Origin of the sequence: Flavonifractor sp. An112 (genome assembly GCF_904377885.1) — a bacterium.
GTDB classification, from domain to species: domain Bacteria; phylum Bacillota; class Clostridia; order Oscillospirales; family Oscillospiraceae; genus Flavonifractor; species Flavonifractor avicola.
Window position 1 is genome coordinate 1 of the sequence record NZ_CAJFGT010000041.1, and the last position, 23155, is coordinate 23155.

A 23155-nucleotide genomic window follows, 5' to 3' on the forward strand; every position below is an offset into this window, starting at 1 on the left:
AATTCCCTGGGCCTCCAGCAGGGGCCGCAGGCGGGTGTACAGATCCCAGGTAAACTCGCATTCCCTGTAGCTTCCGTCCGGGGAACCGTTGGCGCACCCCGGTCCGTGGCCCGGGTCCAGGCATACAATAGGCTTGCTCAAAGGCTTGTCCTCCTTGTCAGGCGGCGTCTCCGCCGGTTCTTTCTTCACATATACGATGATGTAATTATGGCATTTCCGGCCATCCCCCTTGATGGTCTGGCCGTCAAACCAGCACTGGGCAGACCCGCCGCCATCTCCCATGACGAAGGAGGTGCAGCCGTCGGCAGCCATGTCGTCCCGCAGCGCCTCCGGGGTGCGGGCATCCGCCGTGCCGTCCTGGGAGGCGTACAGCCGCAGATAGCCGGGCTTTGTGCCAATACCGGCCCTTCCCCGTTTTCCGCCCTGTCCCGCCTTATCATAGCTGGGCTTTTCCACAGGGCCATTGGGCCCGATCAGGCAGGTGGTGGACCAGAAGTTGCCCCTGGCGTCCCGGTCCAGGGTCAGCATGATATCGGGGCCGCTGTCCCAGGCATAGCCGTAGGAACTCCACGGCTTGGGGGAGATCCATACGCCGTCTGCCTTCAGCAGCGGGCAGGCGGAGCCATCCCGGTTCCACATACCGCCAGTGACCACATAGACTTTGCGGTCCGGCCGCCTGGCTTGAGCCATGGCGGCCACCTGTGAGATATTGTAGCGGAATTTGTTGACGAAGATCTCAATACAATCAATAGTCGTGATTGGAAGATCAGCAATCAATCTCACTGGTGATCACCTTCATAATTGTTCATGAGCCGCACCATGCCGTCATAGTCACCGGCTTCCCACAGCTTGCACAGGTCGGTATACAGCGCTTGCCGCCGCTGGTTCATGGCCGTCCACTCAGCGGCAAAGGGATCCTCCCCCACGCGCTCCTCATAGCCGTGCAGGACGGCAAAATCCGGGATGTACTTGGCGGGAATGCCGGTCACGGGATCCACGGCCTTGCCATGGCGGATGTTGCTGCGGATCTTGGCCGCCGCCACACCCAGGTCCGATACGCCGGTCTCCCGCTGGTCCATGGCCCCGCGGGCGTAGATGGCTACCACCAGTTCATTCAGGTTTGTTTTCATCCTCATTCTCCTTTCATTTCACGCCTTCCGCCGATCTCACGGTCAGCCGAAGAAGGTAATGGCGCCGTCAAAGGCCGTGACGCCGGTGAGCACCACATCTCCTGATTCGGCCTCAAACGCTACACTAGTACCTGCAACAGCCCAAGTGGCGCTCTTTAGCACGCCGGACACCTGTTGACTCAGCACATAGCCAAAGTTGTCTCCGCTCAGGCCGTGGCTGGAGGCGGCGATGTGGAGCACATTTCCGACCCACTGCCCGCTGGTGAAGGATACTGTCCTGGTCCCGCTCCGCAGCGCCTTCCCGATTGCCTCGTCGATCTGGGGGCCGGTAAAGGCGCCGTTATAGCCCTCTCCCATCTCGTTCACCCCCTCATGCAGAGATAGGTCTCCCCATCCGCAGTGAGATAGGAATCGCTCCCCACCGGAAGATAGCGGTGGTTGTCGTTCCAGCTGCCGTCCTCGCCTTGGGCATAGAGGGAGATGCGGTACTGCCCGTCTCCCCGGACCAGGAACTCATCATAGACCTCAAAGGTCCGCTGGACGCCCGCCGGGGTGGCGGAGAAGGACGCCACCAGCACGCCCTTCCCCACCCCGTAGTCCTCCCCCTCCTTGGTGGCCCGGCACTCAAAGGCCGCGCAGGCCCGGTCCGCCGTAAAGCGGACCGTAATAGCGTCAAAGCCCGGCTGTGCGGACAGCTTGTCCCGGCTGATGGAAAAGGTCAGCCCAGGCGCCCCCATCAGGCCACGCTCCAGGTGCCGGCGGCGTTGCGGACAAAGACCTTGACGATCTTCACGCCGTCGCCGGCGGAGGCAGTGGCCAGGTCGGTACCGGTGATGGTGACCTCAATGGGCGTGGTCTTGGGATAGTCACCATCAGAGCCGGAGGTGTTGACAGAGCCGCCGTCGGTGGGAATGACCGTACCCGCGTCCTGGGTGCTGGAGGTCTGGGGCACCACGCACACCTTGTACTCCTCAAAGTCCACATCCACGGTAAAGCTGATCTTGGCCTTGTCGAAGCCGCTGATCTTGGAGATCTTGGTCTTGTCGGGACCGGTGATGGTGACCGCAGGCACCGCCGTGTTGAGGGTGATGTCGTCGGACACCTCGGCGGACTCGTTGCCCACGTCGTCCCGCACCTTGATATGTACCGTTTTCAGTCCGTCGCCCGCCGTCAGCTCCACCGTCTTTTCCGCCGCAAAGGTCTCCCAACTGGCGGACACCTCATCGTCCACGCCGCTGATGCCCCAGATCTTCATTTGATACCCGGTGGTCGGCTCGTCCGATACCCCGATGGTCAGCTTGACCGTCGTTTTCGTGGCGTACAGCGCACCGTCGTTGATGCTGAGCGTCAGGCCGCTGGGCGCCAGGGTGTCCAGCGTCAGGTTGAAGTAGCTTGCCATTCTTCCATCTCCTTTTCATCTTTCAGTTCCAGATAAATGTATCCACCCGGCCTCTCATAGATGGACATTTCCCCAAGACAGGCCGTTTTGATACCCATACGGCCTACAAAGAGCCCCTCCACTTCCTTTTCACCGATTTTCATTGCCTCACCCCATGATCAGATAGAGGGTTTTGGACGATTTCTCCGGGAGGGCATCATACTCCTCACGGCTCAGTACCCGGATGGTATTGATCTCCTGGGATGATACATTGCCGGCCCCGCCGGAGGGCAGGGGCAGTTCTGACGGGAGATACTGATCCGTCTCCAGATCCCACAGCTGCCAGAAGCCGTCCCCACCCGGAACAGGCGGGTGGGCGTTGAGCTCCCGGATATTTGCCTCCGCCTGTGCGAATTCCGTAGGCAGTTCCGGCCACTTGGCGTTTCCGGACAGGCTCTCCGGCACAAAGACACGGATGATATTGGTGTGCCGCACCTTATCCCCCTGGGTGCCCCGCAGCTGGAGCATATAGAACCCGGACAGGGCCAGCATTTCAGCCGTCAGCGTAACGGACAACACCCTATCCCCCGGTGTCAGGCGGATCACATCCAGCTGCTCCCCAGCCTGCACCAGCAGGTCCCAGATCCAGCCCTCCGGAATCAGGCCCTCAACCCGCAGCTCACGGGTCAGGTTGTCGTATTGCCGGGCCAGCACCTGTCCCTCAGCCTGGATGGTCCAGTCCTGAAACAGTATCATCTCACTCCTCCTGACTGTCCACCGGATTCAAGATAGCAGAAGCCTCCTTTTCAGTAATTACCCCGTCCACAACGGCTCTGTGGATTCCTTCCGCAGTGACCCGGCCTCTTCGGTACAGGTCTGCCATAATTTCATACATCACTTGTCGCCTCCATAAAGTAAAACCAGCAATTTCTCGACATCCGTTTCTTTGCCCATCTTAACAGTGCAAGAACCGTCCTGATGTACAGTAATGTCACCAATCATGGAGAACTGGCTGTTGTCGTATTCCGCAGTAACCTTCCGAAAAGCTGGTTCTCCTGATTCATCAAGAACAGCATTACCAGATTCATCAAAAACCGGCACAGAACTCGTCTCCACAATGCTCCAAGCAACTCCGTCGTGAAAAAGGCCTTCTACTGTGGCATAATCTTCGACCATTGTGATGGATTTACTCTCTCTTCCACCCCATTCCCGATCTGATACCTTTCCTGCTATAGTGGCAGGATAAAGATGGCCCGCAACTTTGACCTCAGTCATGACTACCTCCTTATTCCAGATGAATATCTTTTATCAACGCGTAGGTCTTATCCCTGCTACCGTCAACTCCGGAACCTTGAAATTTTACTCCAAATTGAATTTCTTCAATTCCAGCTATTTCCGATATATCAAGAATAAATTCCCGTTCCGCCATTGCGCCAATATAGTTGACTTCCTGATATTTTGTTGTTCCATAGTTTGCGTAAGACGACGGTGGATAGTAGGCCATATTAAAAGCATAATTACCATTTCCCCAGCCTACGCGTGCATCTTGTGGAGTCCCAGCATCTACATACAGCAGCGAAAATACTAACTTACGATACCGGAGCATAGCTTCTTTGGGAAGCCTCACGCCGATATAAGTTGTCGCAGATCCATATTTGGAACGCATCTTAATTCCGTCGCCGGTGAAGGTGCAGTCATTGTCAATTACAACACTTGCCCCATTTTTTAACTCTGTATCTCCCACAGAATAAATTTGCAACGGATCTGGACCAAATGAGATCTCATAAATAGATGCGTTTATCTTCGTTTTCCCGCCAGCGATGTCATATATTGTTCCGGAGACCCTCGTCTTTCCACCGGAAACAGCGTAAATGGTTCCATCTATTTTTGTGCTTCCGGCCATATCATCACCTCATTCATATTGCCATGCGATAGCGCCATTTACAGACGGAGACGCCTCCGTATTGTGTAGACTTGATCCCCTCGCCATCAGTGTGGTGTATGATGTGTTTGCGGCAGCGACAGATTCCGCACGGTTAATGACATAACGCAGCGTATTGGCGGTAATCAAATTCGTGTTCGGGTTGAGGGATTGTGCCGTGCCCATTAGATTTGTAATGGGCCGGCTGGATACCGCACCTGCTCCGTTCCCAATCAGCGCTTCTCCGGATGGCAGTGTCTCTTTTCCTGTGCCTCCTCGCCCCACTGGGAAAGTTCCGCTGGAAATATCATCGGTAGTATGTTTATGTCTTGCCGCAGCCTTACCATCATTTAGGTTTTTGAGTTCCGTATCGATGATATCGGCATTCCCGTTCAGGGCGTCAATGTCCACATAATCCTCGTAGCCGGGCTTTTTCAGCTTATAATTGGTAGTTTCTGTCATGGTAAGCTGGCCTCCCTCGCATCTTTCCAAGTTTTCCGGGACAATTCTCTCCAGGTGTAGGACTTTAAGTCCCTCCACAGCCGGTATAAATACTCAAACACAAAGCTGAGATGCGCCGGCTTGATCTCATTGATGGCGGCGGTAAGGTCGTCAATGTTAGGCGGGATGCCCATCACAGAGACGAACTTGATCACAAAATAATACTCGTCACTGTGCTCCACCACCTCCACCTGTCCGTTTACAAAGGCCGCCGCCACCGCCTGGATCAGTTCCACCGTGGGCGTCCCCTGTCCACGCAGCTTGGAGATTACCCGGGTGCGCCGGAATGCCTCATCCTTGGACAGATCTATCGGGATACCGTAGGCCGTTTCCCACAGCTCCAGGCCCCATCCGCTGGCTGTCTGGGGCCACAGCTGCGCAAGGGTGAAGTCCAGATCCTGCCCCGCTCGTCGGCACATCTCACCCAGCACACGCTGGAGCTCCGTAAAAGGAATGCTGCGATACAGGGCCGGCAGCTGGAGCGCCAAATCATAGCGATCCATCAAGTGGTCACCTCCACCGTGCCCGCCGTTGGGGCCTCGTCCGGCTGGATCTCCACATCGGCCGTGCCTCCGTTGACCGTCAGGGTAGTGGCGTTCTCCACGCCCTCAATGGTGAGCAGCAGCGCCAGAATGCGGTTATAGATCACCGTATATGCCTTGTCCTCTCCCGGCCCGTAATAGATCACATCGTATTTGGAGCGGATCACATCAGTCAGGTAAGCCCCCAGCCGCTTTCCCAGCTCCGCCTTGACGGTCTCCGGCGTGGTAGCGGAGGAGATGACCACCACCGCCGTCACATCGATCTCAACGGCGGTGGGCGCCGACACCAGGGCTGTGGCCCCCACGGGCCGCTGGGCGTCAATCAGGGTCTGACAGGCGCTCACGATCTCCGGAGAGGCGGGATCCATGGTGGAATCCACCAGAGTCACCCCCACAGTGCCGGGGCCCTCCGCCAGCTCCACCACCTTGGCGTTCCCTACGCCCGGGACGCTCAGCGCCCACGCCCGGTACTGCCAGCCGTTGGCGCCGTTAATCGGCTTCTGCCGGCGCTCCTGGATGCGCTGGAGCAGAGCGGCGTCGCTCTCGGTGTCGGTGCCGCCGTCGGCCTGCTCATTGGTATAGGAGGCCAGGCCGGGCAGATTGACAAACATACTGACAATAGCGCCTGGGCCCACATTGTAGGCAGTCCCCTCCTGTACAGCCTCCAGGATTCCCGTTGCTGTCCCACCGGCCGGGAGCGTGACCTCATCTACCAGGGCAAACTGGAGTCCTGTGGCCGTCAGAAACAGCGTGCCCGCCGGGATCACTGTACCGGCCGTACCGGTTAGCGTGATGTCACACCGGGCGCGGGTCCCGGGCCGGCGGGTGATGTCAAAGTAGGCCTCTCCCACCAGATCGATATATCCACCGCTGGTTTCGTCCACAAAGAGCATGGACACCACGGCGGGAAGAGCCTGGTAAAACTCGCTGATCTGCCGTGCCGCCGCCCCCACAGTGGCGTCGGCATAACTGCCCGCCATGGAGGACAGGCCGGTCTCCTGGTCGATGTCGGCCAGCATCTCAGCCTTGATCTGCTCCTGGGTGCGGTCCTCAAACATAGAAATCCCCCTTTCCGTAGACCGTGGCGAGTTCCACCCTCATATGGAACGTGGAGCCATCAAAGGATGCCTCCGTCACGTCTACAGCGGTGATATAGGGAGATACCAGCAGGGCGTCCTGCAGGTATCGGGTGGCCTCGCTGATTTTGGTATCCGCCTGGTAGGGCTGGCCCACCAGGGCCTCCAGCTCGCAGCCGTAGGACCAGGAGAAGGCCGCCCATTGATAGCGGGCGGTGGAAACAGCCCGCCAGGCCCAGCTTTTCACCGCCTCCAGGCCGGTGACCACCACCGGCTGGCCGCTCTCCCATCGGGGCGTCCCGGCGTCATAGTCCATGGCCACGTCGGTGTAGAGGGGCAGATCCACACTCCCACCAGCCACCGGTGTGGAAAACATGGGGAAAAGCGTCATGGCGCCACCACCTTACAGAGGATGTAGTAGGTCTGCCGGTCCGTGGACAGCACCGCCACGCTGTCCCCCGCCTGTAAGGCATCCTTTTCCCGGCTCAGATCCCCCGGTTTGACCTCCGTGGTCACAGGGCCCATGGAGCCCGTGCCGGCCAGTGTGCCGGACAGGCCTGGATCATACCCGGCCAGCAGCGCCGCATTGATCCGCAGGGACTCCGCCCCTACGTCCAGCCCGTCCAACCGGACCCTCAGCGGAGCGGCGCTGACCACCTCCCCAATCAAAACCGGGGAGGGGTCGGCCACCTGTCTGGCAGCCGCCCCCATGCTCCGGGCGATCCGCCCGGCGTTTTCTTCAAATGTGTTCACTTGAGCTCACTCCCCGAGATGGTATCGTCCGCCAGATTGCGGAAATTCAGCTTGGCCTTGCAGTAATACTGGCCGTTCTTCCAGGTATGGGTGTCGCTCTCGATCCAGAACAGGCCGGTCACCCCGCTGCCGGTATCCCGCAGCTTGACGGCATTGCCGGAGATCAGCCGGATATCCCCCAGCGTCTCCACCGTCAGGTTCTGCTGGAGGCCGTGGTCCTCCAGCCAGGCCTTGGCCTCCGCCCCGGCATCCTCCCCGTCCTTTTGGATCAGGACGTGCTCCAACCGGCCGTTAAGGCCGATCGAGTCCTTGTCCTCCACCCGGCGTACCAGGGCGCCGGTATCGGTGCGGATGGCCACGCTGTTTTGCAGGTTGGAGATGTCCCATGTATTGGTGACCCCCATGGTGCTCTTGATGTCCAGTGTGGCGGCGCTGGGCTTCTCCAGCACCTCCAGCGCACCCGCACCGGTAAACCGGGCCAGATAGCGCTTCCCGTTTTTCTGGGCAGCCAGGGCATACAGGGACTTGATGATCTTGTCCAGCGCTATGCCAGGGAACTTGCGTGACACGGTCAACCCCGTCCTGGCCAGGCTTGCCACCGGGATGTTGTAGTCCCGACAGATAGCAGCCACGGCGGTCTCCGGCGCTGCGTTTGCAAATTGGTACCAGCCCTCATTTTTCACCAGGTACCGCCCCCGATCCAGGGCGGACAGATCCACCACAGAGGACTGGGAGCTGGTGGTGGCGGAGAGCAGCGGCCCGGCAAAGAGCTGGATCCCCTCCCGCCGGAAGATCAGCTGAGCGCCCTCTACCAGTTCCGGAGGGGCCACGCTGCCGTCTCTGGGCACCGCCAGTGAGGCCGACAGCTCCCGGGCGGTCTGGCTGTCCGATCCGCTCCAGGTGACGGTCTGGACCAGCTGCGTCACGTCTCTGGAGGTCCCGCTGGGGGCCGTCAGGACCAGCTCATAGTCCATACCGTCACCTCATAGCTGCCTGCTCTTTGGCAAGCTGCACCTTCCAGATTTTATCCTCCTTGCTGTAGACCGTCTTTGTGGCTTTGGCGGTCTTGACGCTGGCGCTCACCTGCATGGCCGCCGGCAGCTGGTCCTTGGGCGGGATGGTGAGCACCTGCCCGGGATAGATCAGATTGGGATTCTTGATGATCTTGCTGTTGGCGGCGGCCAGCCGGTAGGCCAGGCTGCTGTCCCCGTAAAATTTACGGCAGATCCCCGAGAGGGTGTCTCCCGCCTGGACGGTGTAGGTCCGGGTGGAGGCCGCGCCTGTACCGGCGTCCCTGGACGTCTGGGCATCGCCGCCGGAGATGGCCAGTACCGGCGTCTCCGGCGCCGTATACTGCCGCAGAGAGATGGAGGCATAGACATCGTTGGTGCCGTCCCGCTCGCCATAGGTCACGCTCTCCAGCAGCACCAGGGCATTGGTAGGCGTCCCCGACACGATCCAGCGCACCGGCTTGCGGCTGTCGCTCCACCGCTCCAGCTGCTCCAGGTACACATAGGGATTGGCCACGGCGCCGGGGTTGCAGAAGGAGTACAGCCTGGCCGGAAACAGCACTTCCGACAGGGTGCAGCTGCCCATCAGGCGGCCGCCGGGGAGGTTGATTTCCCCCAGCTGGTCCAGCTGGATGGTCTCCACCCGGCTGCCGTGGGTCCAGTCGTAAGAGGGCGGCGTCACCGGCAGGATCAGCTCCTTGCCGGCGGACGGCTCCAAAAAGGATATGATCCGTCTCATGACAACACCCCCGCCGCGAATTTCAGCTCGATCTGGTCCGCCAGCCGTTGAGCGATCTCCTCAGCAGACACCCCCGCGCCAAACTGGTTGCCGGTAATTGTGATGGAGATACTGCGGCCCGGCTTGCTGTCAGCCTCCCGAGCCTCCCGGGCGGTGAGCACCCGCTCGCCCTCATGGAGAAGGGCAGGAAAATCGTCGTAGGGCACACGGTCCAGGCCATAAGCGTTCTTCCTCCACCAGCCCCATGTTCCGCCGGGCAGGTCATCCTGTGTACTGGTCCCCTGCCCCTTGCTGAACTCCTGCTGGGTGTCATAATTGTTCCGCCAGCCATTCAGTGCTGCTGTATTCTCCCGGATCGCACCGATCAAATCCAGCTCGCTGTCATGAACAAGCTGATACGCTTCGCTGCTTTCATAGGCCGTAGTAGCCAAGGCCTCCGCCTCCATGCGGAGGTTGTCCATCTTGAGTCCGGCCTCCTGGCTGCCGTTTTCATAGTCGGCGGATGCCTTGATGAAGTCTCCTCGCATTTCTCTCAGCTCGGCTACTGTCTTATCATCAAAAAGGCCCGGTGTGGTCTCCTGCCCAAGCAGAACCGCGCTGAGTGCCTCGCGGGTATACTGATCGGACAGATTGTCCAAATAGGCCTGGTTTTGTCCGGCAATGGTGTTGAGGTTAGATACCGCCTCACCCAACAAGCCACCGTAGGCGTCGATCTCCTGCTGGAGACCGCTTGCCCGGGTCTCGTTGTACCCCTGGCCCCGGGCAGCATCGATCTCGGTCATGGCATCAGACAGGGTGGAGGTCAGGCCCTCAAAGGTCTGGGCCATGGTCTCCATGGCCCCGCCATACATGGACTCCATACCGGACTGGATAGTGTCCACGGCATCCTGCCCCATGATCTCACCCTTGGAAATCATGTCGTAGATTTCGCCCTGGCTCTTGCCGTAGGCCTCTGCCAGCATACCGATGACATTGACACCGCGCTCCTGGAGAATATTCAGGTACTCCAGACTGGCCTTGCCGGAACCCTGCATCCGGCTCATGGCCTGGGCCATCATGGTCATATCCTCGGCAGTGACACCGACGGCACTGCCGGCGTCGCCTATGGCTTCCATCAAGTCCAGCATCCGCTCCGGGCTATCCCCGAAGCCGGTGGCCAAAGCCCGGCTCATGTTGGTCAGATCGCTGTACTCCATAGGCGTAGCAGCCGCCATGACCCGCAGGTCGGATAAATACTTGCTGCCGGTTCCCTGGCCCAACAGGCGGTTAAAGGCGATCTCATCCAGCTCCCGCTGAGATGCAGTGGCAGATCCGCTGGTCAGGCTCTCCTGCTCCTGCTGCTGCCCCTGCTCATAAAGCTGCTGGTAATACTCTTTAAACGCATCGTCCTGCTGCTCATAAATCTGAGCACCTCCGCCGACCAGCCCCACCAGGCCGCCCAGAGCAGCACCAATTGCCGTTCCGACGCCAGGTGCTATCATAGATCCAATAGCCGCACCGCTGCCGGCGCCACCCAGGGCACTGGAAAACAGGCTTCCCACATCGCTGCCGAAGGTGGAGCCAACCAGGGTACCAGCCCACTGGCTGGCCACATCTCCCAACATGGACCAGGCTCCTGCCTGACCCAGAGCAGACAGGATGCCTTTCCCGCCTCCTGCACTGCCTGCCCGGTTGTCCGCCTTGCTGATTGCTCCGGTCGCAGCCTCCATATCACGGGTTGTCTGACGGACCTGACGGCCCACCAGGTCATACTGCTGGCGAATGTTCTCCAGGTTCTCCTCTGCCTTCTTCCAGTCCGCCTCAGCCGCCTGTCGTTCAGCCTCTGTGGCGCTGTCTCCCAGCTCTTCAAAGGCCTTCTGCGCCTGCTGGGCCTCCCGCTTTGCTCCTGTCAGGTCCACCCTCATCTGCACCCGGGTGGCATTCAGCCGGTCCAGTTCGCCCTGGAGGGCGGTGACATCGGAACGGAAGTTGGTCATGGAGTTCTTCATTCCAACGATAGCGGATGATAGATTATCTTTCACGCTCATAGCGATGCTGGCGTCTGTAGGCATTATGGTCCCTCCTCCCTCCGCCTCTCATAGTCGATCATCATGGCACAGATCACAGCACGCTCCCCGGGGGGAAGGCGGAAGAACGCCCCGGGGAAAATGCCGTGCCGGATCAGCAGCCGCTGAGCCGCTGCCAGCTCTGTGTCATGGGTTAGTTTTTTTCCAGGTCCTCCAGGGCGGCGCCCACGGCCATATCCTGCAGCACATCCGGCTCCTCCTCCAGGGTGATCACAGCGCCCGGACCATAACCGTTGAGCGTGTCGCACCGGCGCAGGATAGCCCGCACCTCGCCGGGTCTCAGCAGCTTTTTCAGTGCGTCCACCGGCGTGGGACATCCCATGTGATCCTGATACCATGCCTTGTCCTTGAAATTGGGGCTGACGCAGCTGGCCAGCATATAGTGGAGATCCGCGTCCTCCGTGCCCCGCAGGGCAGTCAGTTTGTTGTAGGGGATCTCCCTCAGGGTAATGGACAGGCCCAGGCGGGTTACCTGGACCACAGCCGTCTCAGGCTCCGTCACAGGGATATCCAGCAAAGACCGGGCGATAGATTTTTCCTTGCTCTCCATAGTTTCCTCCTCATTCCACCGGGATCACGTCCAGCAGCTCAAACCGGGTAAAGGTAAACGGCGCTGTGATCTTACCGGCTGTCGCTGCCTGCCAATCTGCCAGGGTCAGGTCGGTGAACTGCACACCGTAGTAGGCGATGCGCTCCGCGCCGGCGCTGTCCGGGTCTGCCAGCTTGGAGATGACCGTCATCTCGGGGATCTGGCCGTCCTGGATGGACTGCATCCGGATCAGCATCCCACTGTCCACCTTATAGAGCATCAAAGAGCCTGTGCCCTCACCTCCGGTAGCCTTGGTCTGGGTCATAAACTCGCCGCACAGAGCCAGCTTCTCGCTGTTGATGGCTACCTTACCCTGGCACCCATAGCACTCGGCCAGTCGGTCACCGTCCAGCCACACGGTCCCGTATGTACCATTGGGCACCCGCTTGGCCGTCATATTGGATCTTGCCATGATCGTTCCTCCTCACAGGTTATTGAACAGGACCTCGAAGTCCTCCATAGCGTCTACCAGGCGGCCGCCGCACCGGATAAATACCCAGGACCCGGTCTGATACTCCAGGACCTCCTTTCGGGTCATGCCGGAGGTATCCACCCCCTGACTGGTCAGCCACAGCAGCTGCCGCTCGTAGTCCACCTCGGCATAGCTCTCCCCAGCAGAGAGGACGCCAGCCCGCTCCAGGTAACGGAAATAGTCCGAAATCGCGGTGACCAGGATCTGCTTATTATCGTAGGTATTGGGATACCGGCCCAGATACTCATTCTCAATGGTGGTGCGCAGGTAGTAGGAGATCAGGTCCATCCCCTCCACGATTTTGATACGGCTCCAGTCCTCCTTTCCATTCTCAGGGATGGTGATCAGGGAATTGACTGCCCGGGCGATTTTGGCCTGGAGACCATCGTGGATCAGGATCAGCTTGCCAGCCTGGATGGCCGCCGTCTGCTCCTCTGTGGTGCGGGCAGTAACGGCGGTTAACTCGGGCAATGCAGCATAGGTGGCGCTCATACCCATAGGGATACCGGCCAGGATACCGGCCATTCTGGCGCAGTACTCCGCTGCCGTCACCCCGCCGGCTGCATTCATCATCCCGGTCTCGTCCAGCTCGATGATGCCCATATCGTCGCTTCCGGCAGTCTTCCATGGTTTCACCAGCTTAACAGGGCGGTAAATGGCCCGCTGGGCCTTAACCCACTCTGCAAGCACCTCCATCTCATCGTCGGTCACGTCGGGCGGACCCGCCAGATAATCGATAGAAAAGGCCTCGATGCTCTTGAGTCCGGCCTCCAGTGCGGTGGTGTCCTCGGTGCCGGGGGCGATGACCACCAGATACACCAGGCTGGGCACACCCCGGTCGCTGCCCTCAAAGGCCGTCATGACGTGCGCCTTATTATCACTGCCAAGGCCAGACGGGATCATGGCCGTGGACATCAGCTGATGGACACCCTGACTGGCGGCGTCCCGCACAAAAATAGCCACGTTGCCCTTTTTGCTCCGGTTGGCCACCTCTGCCGCCGCCTTTTCAAAGGCGATCTTCAACACGGGCAGGCCGTTTGTAGTTGCCATAATATCTCACCTCGTATATTAGATTGTCCGCTCGTCCGGGGACTGAGCGGAAAAAGTTCTGCTGTACTCGATATGCTCCATCTTTGGCACTGCGCTGCTCACAGGATCTGTCATGTCATCCGGATCATGATAGCCCGGCCGCTCATCCATCCAGGCGGCGGAGAATGTGACAAAGGCGCTGCCCATATCCATGCCATCCCCTTTTGCCGTCAGGGAGATCCACCGCTCTCCCACCTGTATAGATGGGGACGCGAAGGCCAGCAGCACTGCCTCCTGATCCTGTCTCAGCGCCTCGGTGGAGCTGATGTCATACGCATCTGTGGAGCAAAATAACTCCAGCTCGGCCTCCATCTCCCATTGGACCATTGAGATGTTGGCTGGCGTCATCTCGCTGGAGGTCAGGTGCAGGTAGCAGCTGGGCCGGTGGTGATCCACTGGGCAAAAATCCCGGTAGATCATCCGGTCCGGCCACAGCTTGGCGATCACATCCGCAATCGCATTGCAAACGTCAATGCTGGTTATCATGCTCTCCCCTCCAGTCTGGCTGCCACCTCAGCGGCCAGTGCCTGCAGCTGCTCCGCACCCATTCCGGAGAGCTGACTGCGGACCGATGCGTAAAAGTGCAGGCCAGGCACCGCCGGAACGTTGATCCGCGCCCGGTATTTGTACCCGTCCCGTTTCTGCTGGCTGGGCCGCCGGTGCTTGTGGCCGCCCTCAATGGCGTTGGTCACATAGCCCACGGCATATTTCTTGCCACCTGGGGTTGTCTTGTAGGTCTTGGCCTTGGGGCGGACCGCCACATAGCCGCTTTTGGAGCCGATATACCGTTCCTGCCACCCGCGAACCGTACCTGTTCCAGGGATCTCTCCCTGTACATTGGAAAGCATCTGCAAGCTCAATTCTTTCAGGACTTCACGCTTCATGGTGGGGAATTCGCGCTGCAAAGCATCCCAGTCGGCTAGGATCTTGTCCAGTCCATCCATCTGTACACTAGGCACTTCCAGGCCTCCTCTCACACATCCCGGCTGAACTCCATCTCATATTCATTCTTGTATGCGTCCAGCACATGGCACACCTGGACGTTGTACACAGCAGCTGCCGGTCCGGCCTGGACTGTCACCAGGTCGCCCTCCCGCAGTTGGATAGGCTTGGAGGTCACCAGCACCAGGCCGCGGCGGGCCTTGGCGAAGGTGTCCTCTTTTTCGTACTTCACATATTTTTCTGTAAGCACGCCCGGAAAGGTCACCGGGTCCGTCTCCACCTTCTGGGGCCTGTTTCCCTCACCCACCCTGGTGGTGTATCCCTGCGCAGTGCAGGTCACCGGTTCCACCAGGGCCGCTGCCACGTCCAGGTGGTTGCGGTCCCGGCGGGTGATGGAGGTGAGGAACAGGTGCTGCCCCTTCCACCGCAGGGCGTTGTGGAGGGTGAGGGGCTGGGTGCGCAGCACAATGGCGGCGTCCCTGGCCCCCACCCCCACCTTGCTGAAGAGGTTGGTCTTGGCGGTCTGCTCCACCTGACCCCAGGCCCGGCGGAGGGCCACCCACTCCCACAGCCCGGTGGAAGCCTCCCGCAGCTCCAGCACCTCCAGGTGCTGGTCCAGCTTGCCCGCTCCGATGTATGACATGGGTCAGGCCCCCTCTCTGGGCTCGGTCAGCTTGAGCTGGGTAATGAGCCGCCGGAAGGCGGGGTTATCCTGGATGGCCCCCGCCACCTCGGCGTCCCGCAGGTCGAAGTCCCGCAGCACCATGAAGTTGACCGCCAGGTCATACTGGGCCCGCCGGGGCGTGCCTTCCGGGGGCTGGGAGATCCCAGCCCCCTCCAGGTAGCCCACCGCAGCATCGTACAGGGTCTCCAGGGTGAGCAGCTCCTCCGCCGTCGGCTCCTCAATGCGGCAATAGGCCAGCAGCCCGGCCCGCCGCTCATCGGTCATGGACATAGTCACACCTCAGCAGGTGCCAGATACTGACCGTTCACAAAGCCAGTTACCCCATCCACGGTGGCGGGGTACCACACGCCGGTTCCATCAGTCACCCATTCCAGAGGCTCAATCTGGAGCTGCGTCCCCGCCGGGAGAACCTGGAGTACCAGCGCATGCATGCCGGGGCCCTTGCGCAGGTTCAAGCTGCTGCAAAACGCTACCCGGCACATCTGGACAGTACAAAAGGAATCCTCATCCGGCTGGGCTTCCGCTGCCGCTTTCTTGTTGACCTCAGCCTTGGGTTCCTCTTGTGCAGTTTCCTCCGCAGTCAGATCGGGCTGCACAACTTGCTCCAGAACCGGATTGACGGCCTCCTCTGCAACCTCACTAGCCACTTTCTTCTCGGTGCTCATGACAACCCCTCCTTAACCGGCCGCGGCGGCGGTGTCGATGTACCCGTTTACCCAGGCCTCAGTGTCCCAGGAGGTACAGTCGTCCCGCAGGCTGCCCCGCCAGATGGTCAGATCCTGCTCAAAGGCGTTGAGCTCGCCCACGGAAGCCACGTCGCTGACCTTGATGGTGAACTGGCGGCGGTCCCAGTAGGCGATGCCTTCCATCAGGTCACCCAGGATCATGGGGATCTTGGTGCCGGTGCTGGGCATGGTATCGTTGTCGTAGGTCTTGACCGGCAGGATATAGGGGCCAACACACAGCTGAAGCTGCTTGGGCTCAGCGGGATTGGGCGTCAACAGCTGCCGGCCGTTTGCGTCCTTCAGGGTGCCCAGCCAGAGCAGGCCGTCGTCGTTGGTGAGCAGCTTGCTGGTGGCCCGGAAGGTGGAGCCCAGGCCCACCCAGGCCTTCAGGATGCCGTCCAGGTCGGTGAGATCGGTGGAGGCATTGGTGGCCACGATGGTCATGATCTCCTTGTTGGCGGTGACCCGGGCCTCGTCCCCCAGCCACTCCTCGGCCACAGCGGCGATGTTGTTGTCGCTGTCCTCCATCAGCTCGTTGGTGACGGGCAGGTAGCCGCCCCGCTTCTCGATGTCATAGCTGACGGTGGTGAACTGAGGGGTGGCCGCCTTGCCGTACTTGGCCGCCTCGGCCACGGTGGCAAAGCCGGTGTGCTGGCCCCGCTTCTTCAGGGTACGGCGGCCGGACTTGGTGGTCACGGGGATCACCCGCACCTCGCTGAGCAGGCTCTCCTTGCTGTCCCGCAGGTTGATGATGCGGGTGACGATGTCCTGGGGCACGGTGTAGCCGCCGTCGGCATCCACGCCCTCCTGCATCATGTCTCCGGCGGCCTTGGCCACCCGGAAGCCGCTGCGGGCGGCGTCGGCAAAGCGCTTCACCGCCTTGGCGTAGCCGTCCTCCTGCCCCTCCCGCTCCAGGCCGGGATTGCCGGCGGGGGGCTCCTGGCCGGCGAACCGCTCCTGCTCCCGGAGCAGCTTCTCCACGCTCTCGATCTGGGCGTTATAGCCCTTGACCTCGGCCAGCTTGGCCTCATACTCCTCCATGTTCCCGGCATCCAGGGCGGCGTCCGCCGCCTCCAGCACCTGGTTGCGGGCATCCTTCAGGGTGTACAGCTTCTGCTTGTCAATTTTCATGTAGATTCCCTCCATATCCTCAAAATCTTGCTTTCTCCAATTCCAGCCGGGCCCTGGCCTGCTGGATCAATTGGGCTTTATCTGATTCCTGGGGCTGGCGCAGAGCCTTGACCACGCCGGCCTTCCGCTGGGCAGGTACCGCCACAAAGGACCACTCATAGGCGTCGGCAGGCTCCTCCAGGTTGAAGAAGCACAGCTGCCCGTCATAGACCTGTCCCCGCCGGTGGCCGCAGCTGCCCGCCACGCTCCCGCAGATGGAGCAGGTGGAGCGATTCACGGCGCAGCCCACGCTGATCTCCTTCTTGATGCCGCCCTCGATCTCAGCGATCAGGTCCCGATTGGCCTCGGTGCGCACCATGTAGGCATAGCCCTTCAGCCAGCAGGCGGAGTCCCCCGCCTCTGTGGTCTGACCGGGCTCCTCCACCACCTCGGTCCGGTAGAGCCGGGCGGTCTGCCCCTGGGCCGACCATTGATGGTCAAAGATGCCGCTTTTGCCCACGAAGAGCCTGGCCAACTCCACCAGGCTGGCCCGGGGGAACCGCTCATAGTCCCGGTCCACCTCGTTGTCGCACAGCCGCACCGCAAAGGTGTAGATCTGATCCTCCGTCAGCTGAGCCTTGGCCAAAGCGTTGATGGCATCCAGATCCGACGGGGTCAGCGGCGTTTTCACAATGGTTTCCATCTCATTCTCCTTCCGGGGCCTGTCCGCCCAAGGCCCGAATGATACTCAGTGCATCCCAGTTTGCCAGAGGGCCATAGTTCCAGCTGGCATACCGGCTGTCCCCACCGGGCACGTCCGGCAGATCTTCCAGGGCACGGATGTCATTGACGCTGTATACGCCTGCCTCCCGCATCCCCTTGTACAGCGCGGTCTGGGCCGCCGTGTCGCCCCGCAGCAGACCCTTCAGCTCCCGCCGGATGCGCAGCCCGTCGGCCCGCTCCCGGGGAAGCAGCAGCTTGTAGCTGTCCTCCTGCTCCCGCTGGATGACCAGGGGCTGGAGGGTGAAGCGGGTGAACTCAATGGCATTCTGTTCGTTGGAGGAATAGGCCTGCTTGCCGGCATACACCATGTGCAGGGGCGTACCGAAGAACCTGCACACATCGGCCACCCGGATGTCCTCGCTCTCCACGAACTGGGCGTCGGAGTTGCTGACGGAAAGGGCCTGATACTTGAGCCCGTTGTCCATAACGGCTACCCGGAACCCATTGCCCGGACCGTTGTGGATCTTCTCCCACTCCCGGCGGATGAGTTCCTTTTTTCCGATTTTCTCGGTGGAGCCGTCGCTCCTTGTGACCGTCACTTCTCCGCCGATATCGGTATCGGTGGTCAGCACGCCGGAGGGCCGCCCTCCGTTGCGGTACATGGCCATCTGATATTCCTGGGCCGCCAGGCCGGTCTGGATAGTCAGGGCCGCCCTGTGCAGGATGGAGATGCCCTCGATGCCGTCCAGGGAGTAGGCCTTGTAGTGGAGCACATCGGCGGGCGACAGGCGGAACATCTGCCCGGTCCTGGGGTTGGTGTAGATGTACCAGAGGGAGCTGTCCAGAGCCACGTATGGGGTCACATGGTCGGGCTGCAGGGGAATCAGCTCCACCGGGTACCCCGTTCTGTTGTCGCGGTTGATCCAGGCATAGGCGTTGCCCCGCAGGTCCAAATTGACCTGCATCAGCCGCTCATAGTCGAATCGGGTCATGGCCTCATTGGGCCGTCCCCACAGCACCCCCGCCAGCCGGTGGTCCCGCAGGCGCTCCTTGGTGGACTCCCGCATGAGATAGACCGGCAGGGCCGCAATGGTGCAGCTGCGCACCTCCACGCACCGGTTCACCGTGGACAGCTTCATGGCCCGGTCCCGGCTCAGGCTGATGTTCTCCACGTCCAGGAAGCCGTCCGGCCCGTAGACTGCGGAGGATGTCAGCACGCCGCCCAGAGCGGCGCCGGGGCCGCTTGCCGCCTTACGAATACCGCGCAGGATGCTCACTTGCCCTCACCTCCTCCGATGGTCGCCAGGATGCCGCCAAGGATGGCCAGGACGCCCCCCGTGATCCATCCGGCGGGGGGATAGATGAGGGCCGCCCCCACAGTGAGGGCAATCGCCCCGCCGCACAGCAGCGCCCCGGCCCCCCATTTCTCCCAGGCCCCGGCTGCCAGCGCCAGGATACCGGGACGGTCTCTCTGCTTGATCTCGTTTGGTTCCATAGCTCCTCCTCAGAACGTGAAATTGCCCCGATCCAGGGCGGTGTTCAGATCCGTTACGTTCCGTTTCACCAGCACCCGGGCCAGCGCGTTCATAGCTGCGGCCACCGGGTCGATGCGCTCGGTGTCGTCCTTGTGGCGCTTGGACAACTTCAGGTCTCCGTAGTTGTTTTGGATCTCGATGGCGTTCTGGAGGCACCACAGCACCAGCGGGCTCTCCTCCAGCACCACCCGGTCCTGGAGGAGCAGCTCCCGGAAGGTCTTCACCGCCAGGTTCTGCCCGGCGCAAGTCTGGGCTACCTCCACGCAGAAGTCCTCCCGGTTCCGGTCCTCATTCATGCGGATGGCCAGGTCGGTGGCGTTGTGGCCATCGTAGTCCACCTCGTCCACCTTCCAGCCGTGGTCCCGCTCGCCCTGGCAGATCCAGTTGTACACATAGCTGTTGTCGGTCACATCGCCGGGGGTCAGGGTGCAGTAGCCGCCCTGGGCCCAGAACTTATAGGGCACCCGGTCGGTCTTCTCATGGCGGTCTGCCCCGTTCTCCGGTATGAAGCCGTGCATTTTGATGCCGATGCGCCCGTCCGGCAGGTCGAACACCGCCGCCGCGCCGGACAGGTCAATCCGCTTGCCCAGGTCAAACCCACAGTGACAGCGGAGACCGTCGGTGAGGGCGGCAAACTCCGCCCGGGGCACCATGGCCTTCCTGGCCTTGGCCATACAGTTCTCATCCAGGTAGTGGTTGACGCTGCCCACCTGCCACAGGCACATCCGGCGGGTGAGAAACTTGCGGATCTTGTTGGGATCGTTGGACGCATAGGCCGCATTGTGCTCGTCCCGGATCTGCTTGAGCAGGATCTCACTGTACGGGCTGGGATACCGCAGACAGGGGTTTGGCTTGACCCAGGCCCCCTCATTGTGGGGGTTGTCCCCCTCGTCCAGCTCCCGGATCATGACAAAGTAGCTCTCGTCGATGACCGTGGGGTCCTCCAGCACCCGCTTGGCGTACAGTTCCTCCTCATAGCAAGGCTTGCTGCCGGCATCGTCGCCGGCAGTGGTAATCACGTCCAGCAGGGACTGGGCCCGCTTGCCGAAGGAGTTGGTACCCAGATCGTAGATCTCTGAATTGGGGTGGGCATGGTACTCATCCACCACGAAGTAGGTGGGAGCGCCGCTGTCCTTGTTCTTGGTGTCCTTGGACAGCGCCCGCATAAAGCCGCCCCTGGTGCGGTGGACGATGGGATTGGACCGGGGAATGAGCAGCCGCTTGGCGATGTTGGGGCTGGCAAGGGCGATCTTCTTGGCGTCGCCCAGCACCCGCATGGCCTGGCCCCGGTCCACGGCGGCGCACTCCACCTCAGGCTCCTGCTCGAACCTGGCCAACTCAGGATGATAAGGCGGATAGATGGCATCGCCGCACATATGGTATAGACCCTGACAGGACTTCTCGCTGGACTTGTAGTTGCCCCGGGCCCGCTTGTTGTAGGTGTGGGTAAACCGCCGGGCGCCGGTGTCCTTATGGGCCCAGCCGTAGGTACAGCCCAGGTCAAACACCTGCCAGGGCTCCAGCCGGATGGGCTTACCGGCGTCCACGCCACGCACCTGGATGCACTGGCCGAACCACCGGATGATCCGGTCGGCCCGGCTAGAGTCGAATACATAGGGGAAGTCCTCTGTCCCCTGGCGCTTCAGGTCGTCCAGGTGTCGCTGGCAGGCCAGGATCTCATACTTGCAGCACTGATCCCGGAGGCGGCCCTGGGTTACCTGCTTGGCGTAGACCGAGACGGCGTGATGGAGGCCGGACTGCCATCTAATCCCCAAACAGATCACCATCCGGATCGGCCCGGGCCTCAGCGGCTGCCTGGGCCCGTTTCTGGGCCAGCCGTACCCGGCCGGAGGGGGTGAGCCCCAGCTTCTCCGCGTACTGGAGGATGTTCCGCTCCAGGGACTGCATCTTACCGCTCACCGCGTCCAGCTTGGCCACAGCGTCAGACGCCGCTTCCGGATTCTCCCCGGCACTCTTCAGCGCCTTGGTCACCTGGGCCAATACCTTGCACTGCTGCTCATACCGGGCCAGCATGACGCAGTAGACACCCAGGGCGTCACTGTCCAGGTCGTCCAGGATGACTAGACCCTCCATCCGCTCCAGCACCTTCCGCCAGTAGCGGGAAGCGGCAGCGTTTTTGGTCATGATGGCCGGTTTCTCCATCCGGCTCTCCCGGCCCCGATCGGGGATCACCCCCTCCTCGGCCTGCTCCCGGAGCTGCCGCTCCTCCTCGGTCAGATTTTTGCTCATGTTGTCCAGCGCCTTGGACGGCGTCGGCATGATGCTCACCTCCTGTCCCCTGCCTACCGGGGCCGAAACCCTGATGGGGGAGATTTTCTCACATTCGAGAGGCCGCGGGGTCTTACACACCCCCGCCAGAAACTTTTTCAGGGCGGGGGGAGGGTGGGCAAGCCGTAGGCTTGCTCCCGGGCGCACCCGCGCGGACACACACGCCCGCGCTCAGGCGCGGACGTAGCTTCCCGCAGGATCTGCCTCTCAGTTTCGGCGGCTGTTTCGACGCTCTTCCGCCAGCTCCCGGGCGGTCTTCTGGTCGTGATGATGCTTGCACAGGCTCTGGAGATTGGACCGGTCGATGAACCTGGCCCAGTCCCCACAGTGGGGCTCCACGTGATCCACCACCGTGGCCCGGGTACGGATACCACGCTTGGCACACTCCCGGCACCAGGGCTCGGCCAGGAGCTGGGTGGGCCGCAGGTCGTCGGTCCAGACGGACAGACTGTACCAGCCGTGCCACTCCGCCGAGGCTTTCCTGGCCGCCGGTTTGGGCTTGTGCTTGGGGCAGTAACCCTCCCGGGTGAGGGCGGAGCACCCCGGGTGCCTGCATGGTCGGAGCGGCTTCATGGCCACGGGCTATCACCTCCGGGCAAAACAAAAAGCCGGCACCGACGCTCCCTCACCTGGGAAGTCATCGGCACCGGCTTACAACGAAGCACTGGCCACAGTCGATATTCACGATGTACTCTGCCTTGCAGTTCCTGCACCAGAGGATCAGGCCCTTGGCCTGGGTCTCCGGGTCGGCCTTCTGGTTGGTGGTCTGCTTGCAGTTGGGACAGACGTATCGTCCGTTCCTTGTAGATAGTTTACCACACTCATGCTCTATTTTCAACTTTTTCACTCACTTTCTATGGGCTTTTTTACTTGTTACACCTGGTTTCCAGACCGAATAAAGACGCGAGGGCTATCTGGTTGTCGCTTGCGCGGTGGCCTGGTTCCTTTTCTCTCCTTTCTCACTGGCAAATAGTATTTGATATAGGTAAATACCCCGAACTCGTTCTCCACCGGCGGCGGCGAGCTGAGGATGATAGCGCCCGGCGGCGCCGCTACCGTGATGTTATCCTTGACGATTTCACTCTCCACTTTGGGCTTCTTCAACCCGATGGAGGACGCCCAGGTCCGTGCGCCGCTCTCCGGCTTGCCGCACTCCCGGGGCTCCTTGGTCAGGTACTTTGCCAGGGCCTCGTAGCCCCCCCACAGGTCCAGCGTCTCCAGCTCCACCTCTCCGTAAGGCCACAGGGAGCGGAGCACCTCCAGGTCCGCCCCGGTGCCGTTGAGGATCATATGGTGGTGGATCCGTCCGCCTTCGGCGCTGATCTGCTCGGTCACATAGATGTACTTGGTCTCCTGTTCCCTGGCTTTCCGGTGGGCCCGCAGCAGGCGAATCATTTTCTTCAGATATTTCCTGGCCTCTTCTCGATTTCTTGGCAGGTGATCGTCGTCATAAGTAAAAACCAGATGGAGATCCCGGTGTGTGAAGTTGGTGGCCAGCTCCACCTCCAGCTTCTGCCACGATCGCTTTAGGTTCATCCGTTCCTGGGCGGCGGAGGAGATCTCCCGCAGGGCCTGCCGCTCCCGGTCCGAGCTGCGTGGTGTTGGGATGGTGTAGCAGCCCACGATCACCAGCCGCCCGGCGGTAATGGTCTTAATCCGTTTGGCCATCACCGCACCTCTTTGAAACGATTGATATAGTGCGTCATCCAGACTTCCTTCGGCTGGCGCAGGGAGATCATTCGATCCCGTACCAGCTTGTCCATCACCCGACCGATGCTGGACTGGCCGTCCATCTGGGCCAACTTCTCCAGGTTGGCAGCAGTCTGGGCCGTCACTAACACAGATATTCGTCGCAAATTTTTGTTTTTCATTTTCCTTCT

General features: G+C 60.9%; 34 protein-coding genes and 1 pseudogene. All 35 read right to left on the reverse strand.

Annotated elements, in window-relative coordinates:
• A pseudogene (locus IHN22_RS07625) lies at positions 1–690 on the reverse strand (hypothetical protein); the annotation flags it as partial.
• 89 nt (positions 691–779) lie between these two features.
• Positions 780–1130: a hypothetical protein gene (locus tag IHN22_RS07630; protein WP_191434542.1), complete on the reverse strand. Its 351-nt coding sequence runs from the start codon at positions 1128–1130 to the stop codon at positions 780–782.
• A gap of 42 nt (positions 1131–1172) precedes the next feature.
• Positions 1173–1487, reverse strand: a complete 315-nt coding sequence (locus IHN22_RS07635; RefSeq protein WP_191434544.1) for a hypothetical protein — start codon at positions 1485–1487, stop codon at positions 1173–1175.
• Positions 1488–1492: 5 nt separating this feature from the next.
• Positions 1493–1867: a hypothetical protein gene (locus tag IHN22_RS07640; RefSeq protein ID WP_191434546.1), complete on the reverse strand. Its 375-nt coding sequence runs from the start codon at positions 1865–1867 to the stop codon at positions 1493–1495.
• Positions 1867–2529 (reverse strand): hypothetical protein, encoded by a 663-nt coding sequence (locus IHN22_RS07645; RefSeq protein ID WP_191434548.1) that lies wholly within the window; start codon positions 2527–2529, stop codon positions 1867–1869. Before IHN22_RS07645 ends, IHN22_RS07640 begins: the two co-directional genes overlap by 1 nt.
• Positions 2508–2672 carry a hypothetical protein gene (locus IHN22_RS07650; protein ID WP_191434550.1) on the reverse strand — a complete coding sequence of 55 codons (165 nt, stop codon included), beginning with the start codon at positions 2670–2672 and terminating at the stop codon, positions 2508–2510. The genes IHN22_RS07645 and IHN22_RS07650 overlap by 22 nt, the downstream gene beginning before the upstream one ends.
• Positions 2673–2676: 4 nt before the next feature.
• Positions 2677–3264, reverse strand: a complete 588-nt coding sequence (locus tag IHN22_RS07655; RefSeq protein WP_191434552.1) for a phage upper tail fiber protein — start codon at positions 3262–3264, stop codon at positions 2677–2679.
• A 138-nt stretch (positions 3265–3402) separates the two neighbouring features.
• Complete coding sequence (locus IHN22_RS07660) at positions 3403–3783, reverse strand: hypothetical protein (RefSeq protein WP_191434553.1); 381 nt, start codon at positions 3781–3783, stop codon at positions 3403–3405.
• Positions 3784–3793: 10 nt separating this feature from the next.
• Entirely contained in the window at positions 3794–4411 is a 618-nt protein-coding gene (locus IHN22_RS07665) for a hypothetical protein (RefSeq protein ID WP_191434555.1), read from the reverse strand.
• 9 nt (positions 4412–4420) lie between these two features.
• Entirely contained in the window at positions 4421–4891 is a 471-nt protein-coding gene (locus tag IHN22_RS07670) for a hypothetical protein (protein WP_191434557.1), read from the reverse strand.
• A complete protein-coding gene (locus IHN22_RS07675; protein ID WP_191434559.1) occupies positions 4888–5433 on the reverse strand; it encodes a putative phage tail protein in 546 nt (181 codons plus the stop codon). Before IHN22_RS07675 ends, IHN22_RS07670 begins: the two co-directional genes overlap by 4 nt.
• The gene (locus IHN22_RS07680; RefSeq protein ID WP_191434561.1) at positions 5433–6530 is read right to left on the reverse strand and encodes a baseplate J/gp47 family protein; all 1098 of its coding nucleotides are present in this window, start codon (positions 6528–6530) and stop codon (positions 5433–5435) included. The genes IHN22_RS07675 and IHN22_RS07680 overlap by 1 nt, the downstream gene beginning before the upstream one ends.
• Positions 6523–6939, reverse strand: a complete 417-nt coding sequence (locus IHN22_RS07685) for a DUF2634 domain-containing protein (protein ID WP_191434563.1) — start codon at positions 6937–6939, stop codon at positions 6523–6525. Before IHN22_RS07685 ends, IHN22_RS07680 begins: the two co-directional genes overlap by 8 nt.
• The gene (locus tag IHN22_RS07690; protein WP_191434565.1) at positions 6936–7301 is read right to left on the reverse strand and encodes a DUF2577 family protein; all 366 of its coding nucleotides are present in this window, start codon (positions 7299–7301) and stop codon (positions 6936–6938) included. Before IHN22_RS07690 ends, IHN22_RS07685 begins: the two co-directional genes overlap by 4 nt.
• A complete protein-coding gene (locus IHN22_RS07695) occupies positions 7298–8275 on the reverse strand; it encodes an XkdQ/YqbQ family protein (protein WP_191434567.1) in 978 nt (325 codons plus the stop codon). Before IHN22_RS07695 ends, IHN22_RS07690 begins: the two co-directional genes overlap by 4 nt.
• Positions 8276–8279: 4 nt before the next feature.
• Positions 8280–9050 (reverse strand): LysM peptidoglycan-binding domain-containing protein, encoded by a 771-nt coding sequence (locus IHN22_RS07700; RefSeq protein WP_191434569.1) that lies wholly within the window; start codon positions 9048–9050, stop codon positions 8280–8282.
• Positions 9047–11101, reverse strand: coding sequence for a tape measure protein (locus IHN22_RS07705; RefSeq protein WP_191434571.1), 2055 nt, complete (start codon positions 11099–11101; stop codon positions 9047–9049). The genes IHN22_RS07700 and IHN22_RS07705 overlap by 4 nt, the downstream gene beginning before the upstream one ends.
• A gap of 148 nt (positions 11102–11249) precedes the next feature.
• Complete coding sequence (locus IHN22_RS07710; protein ID WP_191434573.1) at positions 11250–11666, reverse strand: phage tail assembly chaperone; 417 nt, start codon at positions 11664–11666, stop codon at positions 11250–11252.
• A gap of 10 nt (positions 11667–11676) precedes the next feature.
• Positions 11677–12117 carry a phage tail tube protein gene (locus IHN22_RS07715; RefSeq protein ID WP_191434575.1) on the reverse strand — a complete coding sequence of 147 codons (441 nt, stop codon included), beginning with the start codon at positions 12115–12117 and terminating at the stop codon, positions 11677–11679.
• 12 nt (positions 12118–12129) lie between these two features.
• Positions 12130–13227 carry a phage tail sheath C-terminal domain-containing protein gene (locus IHN22_RS07720; protein ID WP_191434577.1) on the reverse strand — a complete coding sequence of 366 codons (1098 nt, stop codon included), beginning with the start codon at positions 13225–13227 and terminating at the stop codon, positions 12130–12132.
• Positions 13228–13245: 18 nt separating this feature from the next.
• Positions 13246–13752: a hypothetical protein gene (locus IHN22_RS07725; protein WP_191434579.1), complete on the reverse strand. Its 507-nt coding sequence runs from the start codon at positions 13750–13752 to the stop codon at positions 13246–13248.
• The gene (locus IHN22_RS07730) at positions 13749–14225 is read right to left on the reverse strand and encodes a hypothetical protein (RefSeq protein WP_191434581.1); all 477 of its coding nucleotides are present in this window, start codon (positions 14223–14225) and stop codon (positions 13749–13751) included. The genes IHN22_RS07725 and IHN22_RS07730 overlap by 4 nt, the downstream gene beginning before the upstream one ends.
• A 14-nt stretch (positions 14226–14239) precedes the next feature.
• A complete protein-coding gene (locus tag IHN22_RS07735; RefSeq protein WP_191434583.1) occupies positions 14240–14851 on the reverse strand; it encodes a hypothetical protein in 612 nt (203 codons plus the stop codon).
• A gap of 3 nt (positions 14852–14854) precedes the next feature.
• A complete protein-coding gene (locus tag IHN22_RS07740; RefSeq protein WP_191434585.1) occupies positions 14855–15163 on the reverse strand; it encodes a head-tail connector protein in 309 nt (102 codons plus the stop codon).
• A gap of 2 nt (positions 15164–15165) precedes the next feature.
• On the reverse strand, positions 15166–15558 hold the full coding sequence (locus tag IHN22_RS07745; RefSeq protein WP_191434587.1) for an SH3 domain-containing protein: 393 nt from the start codon (positions 15556–15558) through the stop codon (positions 15166–15168).
• 12 nt (positions 15559–15570) lie between these two features.
• Positions 15571–16749 carry a phage major capsid protein gene (locus IHN22_RS07750; RefSeq protein ID WP_191434588.1) on the reverse strand — a complete coding sequence of 393 codons (1179 nt, stop codon included), beginning with the start codon at positions 16747–16749 and terminating at the stop codon, positions 15571–15573.
• A 19-nt stretch (positions 16750–16768) separates the two neighbouring features.
• Positions 16769–17431, reverse strand: coding sequence for a hypothetical protein (locus IHN22_RS07755; protein ID WP_191434590.1), 663 nt, complete (start codon positions 17429–17431; stop codon positions 16769–16771).
• Between the two features lies 1 nt (position 17432).
• Positions 17433–18728 (reverse strand): phage portal protein, encoded by a 1296-nt coding sequence (locus IHN22_RS07760; RefSeq protein WP_191434592.1) that lies wholly within the window; start codon positions 18726–18728, stop codon positions 17433–17435.
• Positions 18725–18946 carry a hypothetical protein gene (locus IHN22_RS07765; RefSeq protein WP_191434594.1) on the reverse strand — a complete coding sequence of 74 codons (222 nt, stop codon included), beginning with the start codon at positions 18944–18946 and terminating at the stop codon, positions 18725–18727. The genes IHN22_RS07760 and IHN22_RS07765 overlap by 4 nt, the downstream gene beginning before the upstream one ends.
• A gap of 9 nt (positions 18947–18955) precedes the next feature.
• Positions 18956–20761 (reverse strand): terminase large subunit, encoded by a 1806-nt coding sequence (locus IHN22_RS07770; protein WP_207733075.1) that lies wholly within the window; start codon positions 20759–20761, stop codon positions 18956–18958.
• Complete coding sequence (locus tag IHN22_RS07775) at positions 20751–21266, reverse strand: P27 family phage terminase small subunit (protein WP_191434597.1); 516 nt, start codon at positions 21264–21266, stop codon at positions 20751–20753. Before IHN22_RS07775 ends, IHN22_RS07770 begins: the two co-directional genes overlap by 11 nt.
• A gap of 216 nt (positions 21267–21482) precedes the next feature.
• Positions 21483–21848 carry an HNH endonuclease gene (locus IHN22_RS07780; RefSeq protein WP_300985965.1) on the reverse strand — a complete coding sequence of 122 codons (366 nt, stop codon included), beginning with the start codon at positions 21846–21848 and terminating at the stop codon, positions 21483–21485.
• Positions 21849–21912: 64 nt separating this feature from the next.
• Positions 21913–22113 carry a cysteine-rich KTR domain-containing protein gene (locus IHN22_RS07785; protein ID WP_191434602.1) on the reverse strand — a complete coding sequence of 67 codons (201 nt, stop codon included), beginning with the start codon at positions 22111–22113 and terminating at the stop codon, positions 21913–21915.
• A gap of 35 nt (positions 22114–22148) precedes the next feature.
• Positions 22149–22943 (reverse strand): rolling circle replication-associated protein, encoded by a 795-nt coding sequence (locus IHN22_RS07790; RefSeq protein WP_191434603.1) that lies wholly within the window; start codon positions 22941–22943, stop codon positions 22149–22151.
• Positions 22943–23155: hypothetical protein (locus IHN22_RS07795; RefSeq protein ID WP_300985963.1), on the reverse strand; the 213-nt coding region annotated here is incomplete at its 5' end. The genes IHN22_RS07790 and IHN22_RS07795, both read right to left, overlap by 1 nt.